Origin of the sequence: Polynucleobacter sp. 15G-AUS-farblos (genome assembly GCF_018882445.1) — a bacterium.
Classification (GTDB): Bacteria; Pseudomonadota; Gammaproteobacteria; order Burkholderiales; family Burkholderiaceae; genus Polynucleobacter.
The window spans coordinates 1-15256 of record NZ_JACVOM010000005.1 but is presented as its reverse complement, the minus strand read 5'-3'; the positions used below and the strand labels follow the sequence as shown (position 1 = coordinate 15256).

The 15256-nt window shown below is 38.6% G+C and carries 13 protein-coding genes and 1 pseudogene; 5 read left to right on the top strand and 9 right to left on the bottom strand.

Translation table 11 applies throughout. The features are described 5' to 3' along the window. Window positions 1-3: 3 nt before the first annotated feature. The 8 genes from ICN41_RS08865 to ICN41_RS08830 are packed head-to-tail and all read right to left on the bottom strand — an operon-like array spanning window position 4 to window position 8893. A complete protein-coding gene (locus ICN41_RS08865) occupies window positions 4-1203 on the bottom strand; it encodes a glycosyltransferase family 4 protein (protein WP_216292564.1) in 1200 nt (399 codons plus the stop codon). After that, window positions 1200-3176, bottom strand: coding sequence for an asparagine synthase (glutamine-hydrolyzing) (gene asnB, locus ICN41_RS08860; protein ID WP_216292563.1), 1977 nt, complete (start codon window positions 3174-3176; stop codon window positions 1200-1202). The genes ICN41_RS08865 and asnB overlap by 4 nt, the downstream gene beginning before the upstream one ends. A gap of 4 nt (window positions 3177-3180) precedes the next feature. Continuing rightward, window positions 3181-4125 (bottom strand): bifunctional 2-polyprenyl-6-hydroxyphenol methylase/3-demethylubiquinol 3-O-methyltransferase UbiG, encoded by a 945-nt coding sequence (locus ICN41_RS08855; protein ID WP_216292562.1) that lies wholly within the window; start codon window positions 4123-4125, stop codon window positions 3181-3183. A gap of 10 nt (window positions 4126-4135) precedes the next feature. Then, entirely contained in the window at window positions 4136-4852 is a 717-nt protein-coding gene (locus ICN41_RS08850) for a TylF/MycF/NovP-related O-methyltransferase (protein WP_216292561.1), read from the bottom strand. 12 nt (window positions 4853-4864) lie between these two features. Continuing rightward, window positions 4865-6133: an ABC transporter ATP-binding protein gene (locus ICN41_RS08845; protein WP_216292560.1), complete on the bottom strand. Its 1269-nt coding sequence runs from the start codon at window positions 6131-6133 to the stop codon at window positions 4865-4867. 3 nt (window positions 6134-6136) lie between these two features. After that, window positions 6137-6955: an ABC transporter permease gene (locus ICN41_RS08840; protein ID WP_216292559.1), complete on the bottom strand. Its 819-nt coding sequence runs from the start codon at window positions 6953-6955 to the stop codon at window positions 6137-6139. After that, window positions 6952-7839, bottom strand: coding sequence for a sugar nucleotide-binding protein (locus tag ICN41_RS08835; protein ID WP_216292558.1), 888 nt, complete (start codon window positions 7837-7839; stop codon window positions 6952-6954). Before ICN41_RS08835 ends, ICN41_RS08840 begins: the two co-directional genes overlap by 4 nt. 34 nt (window positions 7840-7873) lie before the next feature. Continuing rightward, complete coding sequence (locus ICN41_RS08830) at window positions 7874-8893, bottom strand: glycosyltransferase (RefSeq protein ID WP_216292557.1); 1020 nt, start codon at window positions 8891-8893, stop codon at window positions 7874-7876. Between the two features lie 109 nt (window positions 8894-9002). Between ICN41_RS08830 and ICN41_RS08825 the strand changes: the two genes are divergently transcribed. From ICN41_RS08825 to ICN41_RS08805, 5 genes are read left to right on the top strand one after another with little or no spacing between them, the layout of a single operon-like run. Beyond that, a complete protein-coding gene (locus ICN41_RS08825) occupies window positions 9003-10112 on the top strand; it encodes a DegT/DnrJ/EryC1/StrS aminotransferase family protein (protein WP_216292556.1) in 1110 nt (369 codons plus the stop codon). Between the two features lie 27 nt (window positions 10113-10139). Continuing rightward, window positions 10140-11099: an NAD(P)-dependent oxidoreductase gene (locus ICN41_RS08820; protein ID WP_216292555.1), complete on the top strand. Its 960-nt coding sequence runs from the start codon at window positions 10140-10142 to the stop codon at window positions 11097-11099. Next, complete coding sequence (locus tag ICN41_RS08815; protein WP_216292554.1) at window positions 11075-12208, top strand: DegT/DnrJ/EryC1/StrS aminotransferase family protein; 1134 nt, start codon at window positions 11075-11077, stop codon at window positions 12206-12208. The genes ICN41_RS08820 and ICN41_RS08815 overlap by 25 nt, the downstream gene beginning before the upstream one ends. A 22-nt stretch (window positions 12209-12230) precedes the next feature. Further along, on the top strand, window positions 12231-12884 hold the full coding sequence (locus tag ICN41_RS08810; RefSeq protein WP_216292553.1) for an acetyltransferase: 654 nt from the start codon (window positions 12231-12233) through the stop codon (window positions 12882-12884). 28 nt (window positions 12885-12912) lie between these two features. Further along, complete coding sequence (locus tag ICN41_RS08805; RefSeq protein WP_216292552.1) at window positions 12913-14064, top strand: glycosyltransferase family 4 protein; 1152 nt, start codon at window positions 12913-12915, stop codon at window positions 14062-14064. Here ICN41_RS08805 and ICN41_RS08800 read toward each other — a convergent pair. Beyond that, window positions 14047-15256 (bottom strand): annotated as a pseudogene (locus ICN41_RS08800) (hypothetical protein); the annotation flags it as partial. The gene ICN41_RS08805 and the pseudogene ICN41_RS08800 overlap by 18 nt on opposite strands.

Genomic DNA, 15256 nt, shown 5'->3' with positions numbered 1-15256 from the left:
TAACTATAATGCCCTTGATAAAATAGCATCTTTAATTTTTTTAATATTATCGGCACTATCAAATTTGTTGGCTACTAATGAAAGATTATATTTGGCAAATCCACTAACAACGCCCTGACCACGAAGAGTTTGAATTATCCTTTCAGCAAGTTGAACTGAATTCTTTGGGTCAACACAGAAACCATTTACACCATCTAGAACCCATTCTTGTATAGAAGGTATACCCCCCATAACAATAGGTACCCCACAAGCCATTGCCTCCATCATGCAATTAGGCAAAGAATCATTTGAAGATATAGATACCATTACATCAGCATCTCTATACATATTGGGCATTAGAGTCCACTCAATTTTAGACATGCCCACTACATTTAACCCAACCCCAAGAGATTCGGCTAATTTTAAGTGCTCATCCCATAACCGATGGGATTCTGCTCCATAAAGAAATATAAATTTGATTTTTGGAAACTCTTTCAGGACGCTTGGTATGGATCGAATAATATTTTCGCTATTCAAGTACTCTCCAATCCCCCGAGGACAAAAAACTACTCTCCCACCATCCTCATAAAACTGAGCAGCTTCTCGAGATTTATTTCCGGGATAAAACTTTTCTCTATCGACCCCTGGATAGCGTATTAGTTCAATTTTTTTCTCGTCAGCTCCATAAGCCATGCAACATCCATATGCCTCAGAAGAGTTAACCGTTATAAGGCTTGCATTTTTAACACCATTTTTAACGATTATCTTCTTAAATGCCCTTTCAAGCCCTGTCCATTTGGCCCACCAAATCACATCCCCATTCCAAAATGTTATTGCCAATGGTATTTTTTTTCTTAAGAAGAGCGCCAAATAATTTGGATAAATTAAAGTCTGAAGGAAAATTATATCGGCACCATAAGAGTTAACATATTTTCTTGCCAAAATTAAGTCATAAATTGAATTTAATACTTCATTGGGCTTGATTTTAAAAAAAATCAAGGGGACTAGTACCAATCCAAATAGAGCTAGAGCAATCAATTTTTCTACAAATAAAAGATAGGTACTATCTAAAAAAAATAACTGAGTATTTTGTATTTGATATCGATAATTAGAAATAATGGCTACATCAAAATTTTTATCTTCTGCAAAAATACTAATTCTTCGAAATGCATGAATTGAGTACCCCCAGGCGAAAAAAAGAATTTTCTTTCTTATCGGCTTCATGTTACAAGCGCTTTTCTGCTATTCGTATTTTTCACATCAAGAACCTCTCGGCACCACAACTCAAGCATCATTAATAGCCACGGCCTTACCCAGCTCATCTGCCCATTTAGGAATGCTGTCTTTAATTTGCTCACCTCATTTACGTTAAGCAAGCCCCTAGCTTTAACGGAACGTTCAGATAATGTATCCTCAAGCACGTCCCTTAAATCCTTTCTAAGCCAAGACTCGAAAGGCATAGAAAAACCTCTTTTTGCTCTAGTTACCATGTTTTCTGAAAAGATTCTAGAGCTGATATCCACCAATATTTTCTTGGCTCCTAGTGCACGATAGCTGCTATCAGTTAAATTTTTCTGCAATGAAGAGCTATCAAGCTTTGCATTCACAGGAAGTGATAACGCAAGGTTTACCAACTCAACATCAAGAAAAGGCACTCTTACTTCAAGTGAATGGGCCATAGATGCTGAATCGATATCACGCAGAAGCTGATTCAATGTATAACCCCTTAAACACAACACTGATGCACGATTAACAGCATCCCCATCTGCCAATCTATCCGCTAAAGAAAAGTCAATGGATGGATCTTGTCCTGTAGAAACTTTTTTTCTAATCTGGGGTGATAAATATTTAATTGAGTCAATTGGTCCAAATATTTGATGAAGTCTTGAAAATTTAGGGAGGTAACCAGATCGAGAACGAAGCACATCAAGCGGCAAAGCCAGTGGACTCTGAATAAGAGGATTAAAGATAACATTTCTAGAAAAATTTGAAATTACTCTCTCAAGGGAAGCTCTCGCCCCAATAGCATTAATCTCCGATTGAATATATTCATTCATTACAGAGAACCAGGGATAACCGCCAAATAACTCATCGCCGCCAGTTCCAGATATAGCGACCTTTACCTCTTTGCTTGCTGCAAGCGATACAAAATATGAATTAACACCGTCTACTGATGGTTGGTCAAGCGCGGATGCAATATGATAAATATGGCTTTTGACATCATTTCCCGTTATCACTACGCGCTGGTGATCTGTTCCTAAAAAATTAGAAGTTGCTGCAGCATCTGTCGTCTCATCTATAAAATTTTCCTCGCCTTCAAATCCTACTGAAAAGGTTTTTATAGGCTTGGTACTATTTTTGGCCATCATCGCAACCATGATGGCAGAATCAATTCCTCCACTTAAAAAAGCGCCAACCGATACATCGCTCACCATTTCTAAACTTACGCTTTTATCAATAGCATCCATCGTTAGATCAACCAATTGATCCTGGGGCAATTCTCCAAGACCGCTTATTTGATTTTCTTGGAATTTCCAATACTCACTCTTAATGACCTTGCCTTGCTCATAAATCAATTTACAACCAGGCATAAGCATATGAACATCTTTTATCATTGTTCTAGGCTGTGTAACTGACCCAAAGGTTAATAAAAGCCTGAGAGACTCAGGATCAATCACGCTTTCAATTTGATTGCTAGCTAAAAGCATTTTGAGCTCTGATCCAAATATTAAAGAGTCTTTTTGCATGCAATAAAGCAATGGCTTTATTCCCAAGGGATCACGTGCTAACAATAGTTTTTCAAAACCAGGGCCTTTTCTTTTGTCGTAAATTGCAAGAGCAAACATTCCGCGCAACCTAAGAAGAAAATCTTCCCCATACTCTTGATACATTAATAGAACTACCTCAGTATCTGAATTTGATCTAAACAAATATCCTTTATTTTCAAGAATTTTTCGCTCAGATAAAAAGTTATATGCTTCGCCGTTATAAACAATCACGATTGAGTCATCGGCATTCTTCATTGGCTGATGCCCATGAGCTGAAATATCCAGAATAGAAAGTCTCACCATACCCAGAGACGTATTTTCATGATGATAAATTCCAAAATCATCAGGCCCCCTATGCCTCATAGCCAGAAGCATGTCTGGAACAAGCTCATCGCCACCTTTCCCAATTACCCCCGCTATTCCACACATAAATTTAATGATTAGCTTTAGATAAGACTATGTAAATGGATTGCCCCGAAAGCAGGCGGGTTGATTTACAACCAATAAGCTTCATAAAGCTGAAACCTAATTTGAATATATTCTTGAAAAGAAACTGAAATAATTTAGCTAGAGCTAAAGGTTTCGTGATTATTTTTTTAGACGCATACTCAGTGTAATAATATCCATCTCTGAGAAAGAGAGGCTCAATTACCACCCTTTCAATATGATAATTTTTGTTCAGTGCAAGAGCCTTAAAAGCTGATAGCCTCCAACGGGAGGCATGGTGGGGTGGCATATTAGAAATACATGGCTCAATGTATTTTATTGGCCCATCCATATTAGGAACTGAGATGGCAACCCGACCTCCAGGTTTTACCCAAGAGAACATTTCTTCAATGAATTCAACGGGTGATTGGACGTGCTCCAATACATGAAAAGAATACGCTATATCAAAAGTACCTTTATCGCAGCAATTCTCCCCAATACCGATTACCGCTAAATCTTTTTTTCGAGCAACCTCCAATGCTAGAGGGTTGTATTCAACACCCAGAACATTTACACCTTGTTTTTTAGCTAACTCAAGAAAATGGCCTGGTCCACACCCTAGTTCAACTATTTTTTGACCGGCCGATAGATCTTTAAGGCCCTCGGTGAAGTCCCACTTTTCATTCGTGTAATACAAATTATCTTGATTTTTTAGTAATGCCAAATAGAAATCAGATGTTCCAATTATCTGGGGGTAGAAAACCTCAAACCCACAACTTAAACATGAAAATAGTTGTGTGAATGCGCTTTGCTCTATATGCTGATCAATCACCTCCTCACTAAAGTCAACTCCGCCCCATAACTTCAAAAGATCACTCAAGAAATACTTAGGGCCACTACTATTAAGCTTTACGCCACAAATGGGGCAGTTGTATTTTTCTAAATTATTCAAGGATTACTCTTTAGCACTCAACAACTGAAAATGCAATACCATTCCATCCAAACGAAAAAAGTGGGGCTAGCTTTATGTTTGGGTTCGCCTTTAACCACTCTCTGCAGGCTAATTGCTCACCGAAATCAGGATGATTACGATAGCATCGCCAATCATCGAAAATCAATACACTTCCAACCGAAATTCTGGGGGTTAGAAAATCTAAAACTGGCACTGTAGATTCGTATAAGTCACAATCAATCCATGCAACCGCTATTTTTTCTATTTTTTGCGACTCAAAACTCTTTGGATCCAAAGTTTTACTGAACCACCCCTTGATAATTTCTACCTTATTGAGGTCAACCTCATTCTTCAAAATATTATTTCTGAAATCATCTTCCGTACAACTAAATTGACGTTCATAAAAATGACTGCTATATCCATCACTGAAATCAATGCCTTTAGGCTTTGGAAGCCCTTCAAAAGAATCAAAAGCAATAAATCTCATTTTAGTAAAAAGGGGTGAAAGCCATTTATAGGCGTGGCTAAAAGTAGTTCCAATATAAACCCCAAACTCACAATAATCACCATCCACCTGTGCACCAACAAGATATTCTGCGCATTGCTCGATTGCATAAAATCGACGATTGAAAGATCTATACTCAAGGCGATCTACCCTTTCATATAAGTCAGGAAATAAATAGCGCCCAACAATTGATGCGATTTTATTTTTAAATTTATGAATCATTAATTACATCACTTAAGTTAAAGCACTTACATCAAACTCACATGAGTAAATGCCGGGAAAAGGGCTTGCATACAAAATATCTTCTCGCCTTGCATCAAGCCTAAAGGATGTTGAATAGCGAATTCCGTCAATGTCTGCCTCATTTAAGCGACCCAACCATAATCCGATTGTATATATATCTGGTTTTAAACGAATATTTTTCGCAATAAATTTAATCTTATAAATTTGGTCTTTGCTTATATCTACAGATACCCCCTTAATTAGGGTATTTAAATCTATTAAGCGACTACCTAAATCATCATAAAATGTTATGGCAGCAGTAATGTTAGCCAAGTCGCACTTGGGGGCAATCGATAAAACTATTTCAAGGTTACACCCAACTATAGGGGAAATCAATTTGTTACCGAACTCGTCATAAGGAGTGATTTCAATAGACGTGAACTCAGCGCGTCCATCTCCATACCTCTCTACTTTGGACAAATTTGATCGCCCAAAAACGTCTTGATTAAAACCGTCTTGGAATCGAGCAACTACCTTATGAGGATCTCCATACTCAACTATTTTTCCTGACTCAAGGAGCATTGCCTTGCTACTTAAATTCAAAATAGTTTGCATATTATGGGAAACAAGAATAACTGTTTTACCTTCTTTTGCAGCTTCACCCATTTTTCCTAAACATTTTTTTTGAAACTGAAGATCTCCAACAGCCAACACCTCATCAATAATTAAGACCTCTGGCTCCAAATGCGCTGCAACTGCAAATGCCAGCCTAACGTACATCCCGCTCGAATACCTTTTTACCGGCGTATCAAGAAACTTTTCAACCTCTGCAAATGCAACAATCTCATCAAATTTACGAGTGATTTCTGCCTTTGTCATCCCCAAAATTGCGCCATTAAGATAAATATTTTCACGCCCAGTTAACTCGGGATGAAAACCAGTTCCAACCTCAAGAAGACTTGCGATTCTTCCTGAGATAGAAATACGTCCCTTGGTTGGCTCAGTTATACGAGAAATAATTTTTAATAAAGTTGACTTTCCGGCGCCATTCCTTCCAATAATTCCCAGTCGATCACCCTGCTGAACATCAAAAGAAACATCATTAAGTGCCCAAAAATCCTCCTTAGAGCAAACTACACCCTGTGAGCCAGGAACTAATTTTTTGGAAACTCCCTTGAGTGCACCTGAAATTGCCTCACGCAACGATATATAAGGAGCATGACCTTGATGATCAAGGATGTATTTTTTTGATAGGCCTTCAACCTTAATGATTGACTTCATAATTCACACCAAATCAGCAAAACTCTTTTCAGTTTTACGAAAATAAAATAGGCCTACGCAAAAAATAAGTATGACCATTATTGAAGATAGTAAAAATCCCTGCCAATAGAATTGCTCAGCACCATCTAGTATTGCCCATCTAAAACCATCAATCACACCAACCATAGGATTGACTGAATAAAGCAAACGAAAATGCTGAGGAACAATAGAGCTTGAAAAACCAACGGGTGATATATAGAGTCCTAATTGCACTACAAAAGGAATGATGTAGCGGAAATCTCTGTACTTTACATTTAATGCGGCTATTAACATCCCAAAGCCCAATGATAGAAATAAAACTAAAAATATAAATATTGGGAGTAATGCAATTCTGAATGTAGGCATAAATTGATACCACACCATTAGGCAGAGCAATATTAAAAAGGATATGGCGAAATCTACAAAACATACGATTACAGAACTCGCGGGCATTACAAGCCTAGGAAAATATATTTTTGAAATAATATTCGAATTCCCAATCAAGCTATCCGCTGCGCTAGTAATAGCACTAGAAAAAAATAGCCACGGCAATAATGCGGAAAATACCAGGATAGGGTATGGAGCTCCATTAGCTGGCAATTTTGCAAGCCCCCCAAAAACCATCGTAAAAACTATCATGGTAATAAGCGGACGCAATAGAGCCCACCCAAACCCAAATATTGTTTGCTTATACCTAACAAGCAAATCACGCCAGGCTAAAAAATAAAAAAGCTCTCTATACCGCCATAGATCACCCCAGTAGTGCTTTTCAGTACTTCCTGCCTCTATTACAAGAGTTTTCATGTTTGCTGTCTTATTAAATTATTAAAGCTAAGATGCGCATCAAACATCTCACGAATCAATACATCCCAATTTGGCGCCTTATATCCTGACGCTTGATTGAATAGAGAAGAATCTAGGGAGCGGTCAATTATTACATCCTGCGAAGGCGTAATTTTCACATCCTGATTATAGGTTGATGCAATGATTTTTAGTAAATCAAATTTGCTTATCCTATCCACTGATAAATGATATATACCATGAAGACTCTTATTGGGAAGAATAAAGGTCTTAAGCACTCTTGCAACTTCGCTTGTTGGTAGGCCAGAAAAATAAGCCCTATCAAAGCCCTTAACTGATCCTTCTTGAGATAAAAACCAATTCAATAAACTATGGGATCCCTCTAACTCATGTCCGATAATTGAAGTTCTCAATGTAACGGCATTATTAGAGTCAAGAATCTCCCCAAGTAACTTAGTTCTTCCATATAAATCATTGCAATCTGGTGTATCAGCCTCAACGTATCTACCTTTGTTGCCTGAAAAAACACAATCAGTACTGAAATGAATAAGCCTAGATCCGCATGACTTGCATAGCGAATTAAGTTGGTGTGGAAATAAAGAATTTATAGCTATTGCCTGAACTGGGTCATTAGCTGCATCTAACTGCTTAACTAGTCCAATGCAATTAATTACTACATCCGGCTTGACCAGATCCAAACAGCGAGCAACGCTTTTTAAGTCGCCCGCGGAAGATTCTAATACCCTAGATTCTGAACCAGAAAAATACTTTTTAAAATGATTTGACCTTATGGTGCCGAAAACATTAAATGTATTTTGATCTTTTAAAAACTCAGTAAAAATAGCATTACCAAGCATTCCGGATATACCAAGCACTAAAATATTCACTTCAACCCTTCAGCTTGACGGAGCATATCATTGATCATTTTCGTAAGGCATACAAAATCTTTTTATAAGTTTCGCGGATGCCGTATTGCTTTATTAACCAAAAAACCCACTTAATGGACAATTTTATATCTCCAAAAGAAGAGGCTATTGATAGCATTCTGCCAAAGTCAAATTTAACTTTATCCGCCACAATACCTGAATTAGACTCAATGTATCTGTCTCTCATTGTGTCAGCATAATTTGCTGCTTCAAGATAAGAAGAAATTGTCAAAAACTCTGATGTTTTAAGCAAAAATCGCTCAACTGAGCCATCAATTTCTATCATCTCCTCTTCCGTCAATTCATCTAAAAAACCAATCCAAAGAGTATTTCCCTCCCTGAGCGCTAATTCCTTACTCGAATTTGACGCTTGCCCTTGGTGAACTCTAGCTAAAACCTCTTGCCCTGGAGACAAATAGACCGGCAAGACCCTAAATAGCTTGAACCACATCTCATAGTCCTGGGTGCATAAAAGTCTCTCATTAAACTGACCATGCTGGTCCAAAAGATTTTTTGGAATTAATAGGGTACAGCCATTAATAAGACCCCTCATTAATGGGGCTAAAGGTGTATTTAATTGTATTTTATTTAAGATAAATGATGGCTTTACTGAATATAGGTATAAACCATTTTCATTTATTACATCATAACCTGAAAATAGTATTGCATTATTATTATCAATACTCCTCAGGAAATTTATTTGAGACGCCAACTTATTTGGCTTATATAAATCATCATGACTTAGCCAAGAAAAGTATTCTCCAGTCATTTTTGATATGCCGAGATTCAGGGCTGAAGCACAACCCCCATTAGGCTTACTAAAATATTTTATTTGCTCTCCATAGGATAGGGCTATTTTTTCAGTCAATCCAGAATCATTTGAGCCGTCATTAATAACTATAATTTCATTATTAGTATAGCTTTGATTTATTGCACTATTAATGGATTCCCTCAAATAGTTACCCGCATTATATGCGGGAATAATAATAGAAACTTTAGGGGACCATTGCTTCATAATATATATCTATTAATTAAAAATATCTTTTGCAATGATTATCATAATCGTCAATTGTAAACCATCTTTACCTGCTAGAATGAGACTATATTTTCATCATTTTCAGTAAATGTCTATTCAATTTATAAATCTTAGAACGCAATATTTAGAGCTTCAAAAAAATATTGGGGATCGTATCAACAAAGTGCTTGAGCATGGCCAATTTATTATGGGGCCCGAGGTATTTGAGCTTGAAGAAAAGCTTGCAGCTTTTATAGGTGCTAAACACTGCATCTCTGCAAGTAATGGAACCGATTCGCTACTAATTGCTTTGATGGCGCTGGGAATTGGCCCCGGGGACGAGGTAATTACCACCCCTTTTTCATTTATTGCTACCGCAGAAATGATAGCAATTTTAGGCGCTAAGCCAGTCTTTGTTGATATAGATCCTCGTACTTACAATATGAATCCTGCCATGGTCGAGGCTGCAATAAACAAAAATACTAAGGCAATCATGCCGGTGAGCCTATATGGTCAATGTGCCGATATGGACTCAATCAACGCTATTGCAGATAAATTTAAGCTCCCGGTAATTGAGGATGGGGCACAATCATTTGGCGCAACATACAAAGGGAAAAGATCTTGCTCATTGACCACAATAGGGTCAACTAGCTTCTTTCCTAGCAAACCCCTGGGGTGCTATGGTGATGGGGGCGCTCTTTTTACCAACGACGACGAATTGGCAAAAAAAATGAAGCAAATAAGACTTCATGGACAAGATCGACGCTATCACCACCCAATCATAGGGATTAATGGGCGTCTTGATACCTTACAAGCTGCTATCTTGCTTGCAAAATTCGAGCGGTTTGAAAAAGAGATAGAAGACAGGCAAACAGTTGCAGCTAATTATGGGTTTTTGTTGCAAGCCCATACGTCTGAGGTTGCCATCCCGTATATAGAGCCACATAACAAAAGTGTCTATGCTCAATACACAATCAAAACAAATACTAGAGAAACCTTAATAGAGCGCCTGAGCTCCCACAGCATACCTTATTCAATACACTACCCTACTCCACTCCATCTTCAGCCAGCTTTTTATAACTCCTCAAGCAAACATACAAATGACCTTGGCATAGCTGAAAATTGTGCCAACTCCGTCCTCAGTTTGCCTATGGGGCCAGACCTCACAAAACAAGAACAAACTACAATTATCAATGCTCTTTTTAATCTAGAAAAATAAGCGCTATCTTTATTAGCAAAAACATATATGGCAATTAAAAATCAAAATATCTTTATAACTGGTGGCGCTGGATTCATTGGCTCAACTCTCGCTGAGCGATTGTCTGCAGATAATAATATTGTTTTATTTGATAATTTAACAAGAAATACTATCCAACACACATCTCTAGAGAAGCATAAAAATATTTCTTTAGTTCATGGTGATATATTGGATTATGAAAACCTTAAATCTGCGATGAATGGTGCAGACATTGTGGTGCATGCTGCCGCAATTGCAGGAATTGACACCGTTATTCGCTCTCCAATATTGACGATGGAAGTTAATATGATTGGAACAGCCAACGTATTGCGGGCAGCCAATCAAAACAAAGTATCCAATCGGATTATAGATTTTTCAACCTCTGAGGTCTTTGGCTCGATGGCATATCGGGTTACTGAAAACATGCAAACAGTGTCAGGATCAGCAGGTGAAGCACGATGGGTGTATGCAGTTAGCAAATTAGCCGGGGAACACCTAGCCCACGCTTACTTTAAAGAATTAAATTTACCAATTGTTACCATTCGCCCTTTTAATGTATACGGCCCAGGGCAAACTGGTGAAGGTGCTATACAAATTTTCATTAAAAAAGCATTAAAAAATGAACCCATATCTATATACGGCGATGGGACTCAGATTCGTGCCTGGTGCTATATAGATGATATGGTTGCTGGATTAATGCATGCGCTTGAGAATAAAAATGCCATTGGCGAATCATTCAATATCGGCAATGCTCGTGCGATCACAACAATTTTCGGATTGGCTGAAACGATTTGTAGGGTTCTGAACTCTAAATCTGAGATTGTTTTTAAACAAGCACTTTCTGCTGATATTGAATTGAGAATTCCAGAGACGCAAAAGGCCCTTGATCTGCTCGGCTTTAAAGCGACTGTTGATTTAGAGGAAGGCATCAAGAGAACCGCAAAATGGTACAAGGAACACAGTCTTTGATTCGCCTTGCCTCGCCAGATCTTCATGACGAAGACCTAGAAAGGGTCCTAAACGTTCTAAAAAGTGGGGAGCTAGTTCAAGGAAAGGCAGTGGAGGAGTTTGAAAACCTTCTTTCTGGGTTTACCCAGATCCCTCATGCTATAGCAGTTTCCTCATGTACAGCCGCTCTTCATCTTGCGCTGATATCCCTTGAAATAGGTGTGGGTGATCGGGTCTTGGTTCCGGCCTTTACCTATCCTGCAACAGCTAATGCTGTGGAAAGATGTGGTGCCAACATAGAGTTATGCGATGTGGACCCACTTTCATATGTCGTCACGCCTGAATCCATTGAACAGTATCTAAAATCCAATATACAGAATCAGTTCAAAGCTCTTATCGTTGTCCATGAATTTGGATTTCCAGCAGATATGAAGGCAATTTCAGAAATAGCAAAACGATATGGAGTCCTTCTTATTGAAGATGCTGCTTGCGCTCTTGGCACTTCTGCCAATGGACACCATCCAGGATTCTATTCAGATGCAGCTTGCCTTTCTTTCCACCCTAGAAAAGCAATTACTACTGGTGAAGGAGGCGCCCTGCTCACTAGTAGCAGCAAGCTTATGGAAAAATTTAAACAGCTTAGAAACCATGGGATTAATAATCATAATGGCGTATTCGACTTTGTCGAAGCAGGCTTAAACTATCGCCTTACAAACTTTCAAGCGGCGCTAGGAATCGGTCAACTCAATAGATTTCAACGAGAATTAGATGCAAGAAAAAAGTTGGCAGCCATCTACATGGAAGAACTTAAATCTTTAACCCAAATTCGCCTGCCAAAATTATCCCCTGGACATTCATTGCAAAGCTTTATGATTACAACTCAACCAGGGCAACGTGATGACATTAAGCGCTCTTTAGCCAACCTTCAAGTTGAATCAAACCTCGGTGCGCAAGCCTTAAATTGCCTCACTTACTATCAAAATAAATACCAATTTACCCGAGAAACATGCCCCAACGCCTCAACGCTTTTTACTGCAGGACTTGTTTTGCCCTTGTATGGAAAACTAACTCCAGATAATATTCGCTATATCTGTGAGTGCCTAACAAAAATCTTGGGTGAGGGCCAATGAAGATTGGCATTAAATAATTACTGTGGGAATACAAAAATTAATCCTCGTTGGTGGTGGCGGAACCTGCTCAGATGTTCTCAGTATTATCGAAGCTATAAATTCTCTGGCCCCCACATATCAATGTATAGGGATACTGGATGATAGTGATGAGATACAAAATAAATCATTATTCAATTTACCAGTACTAGGAAAATTGGACTGCAACAAGCTATGCTGGGAAGATGCTCGATACGTCGACTGCTTAGGAAGCCCTAATAACTTTTTGAGGCGACAACAGACGCTAATTCAATCAGGGTTTAAGTTAACCTCCTTTGAATCTATCATCTCACCACATGCTTGTATTTCAAATACATCGAGAGTTGGTATTGGTAGCATTATTTATCCTGGCAATGTATTGATGAGCAACGTCCAGATTGGGGATCATGTCACCATATTGCCAAATTGCACGTTTAACCACAATATTCAAATTGGAAATTTTTCTATAGTCACAAGCGGCGTAAATTTGTCTGGGGATGTAACCGTAGGTGATGAATGCTACATTGGTACAGGGAGCGCAATTAAACAAGGTGTCAACATTGGAAGCGGCTCTCTGGTTGGCATGGGGAGTGTTGTTATACGGAATATCCCCCCAAATGAAATAGTAGCCGGCAATCCAGCAAAGGCGCTAAAAAAATAAACTGATGCGCATCTTAATAATCTCCGGAATGTACCCGCCCATTAGGACGGGTACCTCTTTTTATACCCAAAACTTAGCTAAAGCCCTTAAAGAGGCTGGTCATACAATCAAAGTCATCACACCAAAAAACAAAGAAACTGAAGTTGATAACGATGAATTAGAAGTTCTGCGCATTCCAGCCCTTAAAGTACCCTTACCTGGATTTTTCAAACACTTTCGCGTCACCTCATTATTTCCCAGAAATTACTCCCTAATAGATGCCGCTGCTAACAATATGAATGCAGATGTCATATTACTGGTTAATCATTACTTAGACATTGCCTTTCCAGCAATATACGCTGCAAAAAAAAGAAAAATTCCACTTTTTTGCTCTATTGGAACTCAGCTTCAATCCTTAAATCCTTATCGCAATAAAATTTTAAAGGTTCTTGATCAAATTATTTGTGGTTACCTTGTATTTCCAAGCTGCAGGAAAATTATTGCTTGGGATAAACAAATTGAGCAGTATTTAATAGATACTCATGGCAATAATATTCTGCAAAAGACTGAAATAGTGAATTATGGGGTAAATGGTAATCCTAATTTTTATCTGAAAAATCAACACGATTATCAAACAAAATTTCAAATTCTAGGCGTTGGCGCTGTAAGCGAACAAAGAAGCTTTATCCCTCTTGTTAAAGCATTTGCCCTAATTGCAACTGATTTTCCAAATCTACATCTTAAGATTATTGGCCACATCTACTACGATGAAGCAGTCAAGGTGGCTGAGAGGCTCAATATATCTGATCGTATTACCTTTGCCGGGGAACTGAGCCACAATGAAGTCCTTACAGAAATGATGAACAGTGATGTTTTTTACTCATCCCTTACAGGCCAATATGTTGGCCTTGGAACGGCCACAATTGAATCAATGCTAGTTGGCCTACCAACAATTGTTAATTGTCCACTTGATATTCTTGGTAACGAAAAATTAAGTGATATGGTTAACATAATTCATTGTCCCGGGCTCGATCCCAAAGTAATTGCTGTCAAGCTTAAAGATATATTAGCGAATCCTGATCTCAGAAAAAAGATTGGGGGAAATGGCAGAGACTTTGTTATTAAAAATATGTCCTGGATAAAGGTATCGCAAGATATGACCAGCTTATTTAAAGCAGAAATCTCACCAATCAATCTCTAATTGCTTTAGGGCTATTCCTAATTTTCGATCATCTTCTCCCATCCGCAGCTCTTTAGGGGATGTTGGTTTGGGGACTATAAACTTAAGCTCATTGACTCGTTGCGGGTTCTTAACCGTAAGAGTCTTCTTTTGAAATTGATCCGTTAGTGTAAAAGTTTGAACGCTATCACCTAGTTGCAAGGAAATGGGTTTTCCAATATTGGGCCCAAATGCTCGTGCCTCAAGAGTCAAGGCAAATTGCTCTGGAAGGGCCTGCATAAATACTAGGCTAACCTCTTTACCAATCGACCAAGTACCCCAAGACTCTGGGGGCAGGTAGAGGCCACCGAAGCTAAACAAAATCTCCTTTTTGGGATGCCAATTAGATCTTTCTAAATTGAGTACGGTGTGTCCACTGGTTGGCTCCGGATGGAGCCAATAGAGGTACAAAGTATCAGGATGGGCTTCATAAACATTGACTAAAACACCCGCTGGCTTCATACCCTCAATATCGCTCCTCTTGTGCGTTACAGGATCGTAAATAATACAATCTACCTGATTATTTAAGGACCATTGAAAAATATTTTCATCTTCATTTGGTCCATTAATGATGTATGAGGCCAATAGTGATGATGGAATAGGCTCAAGCGAGTAGGACAATACTAGGCATTTACTAGCATTGTCCTTGAATCTTTCAATCAACTTTGAGCGATCCCTTAAGGGCACTGACCCTGTATGTCCATTTAGACTAGAAGTTAATGCCAAGGAAAAAATACTTGCAATTGTTGTTAAATATAGCAATGACAAGCACAATAAACTTATAACGCTCCACTTTGCTAAATTGGCAATAGCAGTTTTTTTCTGCTTCCACTCATCAAACCCAAATGCTAATAAGAAAAATGGTGTTATTAATGCAGGTAAAAAATAGCGTGGCGCCATTACTGATGGTCGTAAGCAAGCCCAAATAATGATCCCCATCACGCCTCCTAGAGCCAGATAAAGCGCTTTTTTTCCTTCGCTATTTCTCCAAGGCCGCATCCATAAAGCCGGTAATAGCACTAACCAAATCGGCGATATGCCGCCTACCTGCATTGGGTACAGGCCAAAGGTAAATGCTAAGGGATAAGTCCATAGGATCCAGTGGGTATTTTGAGGACTCATCCAGGCTTGACCCAAAGGAAAACTAGGAGTTGTCGCCTGAAATTGTAAGAAT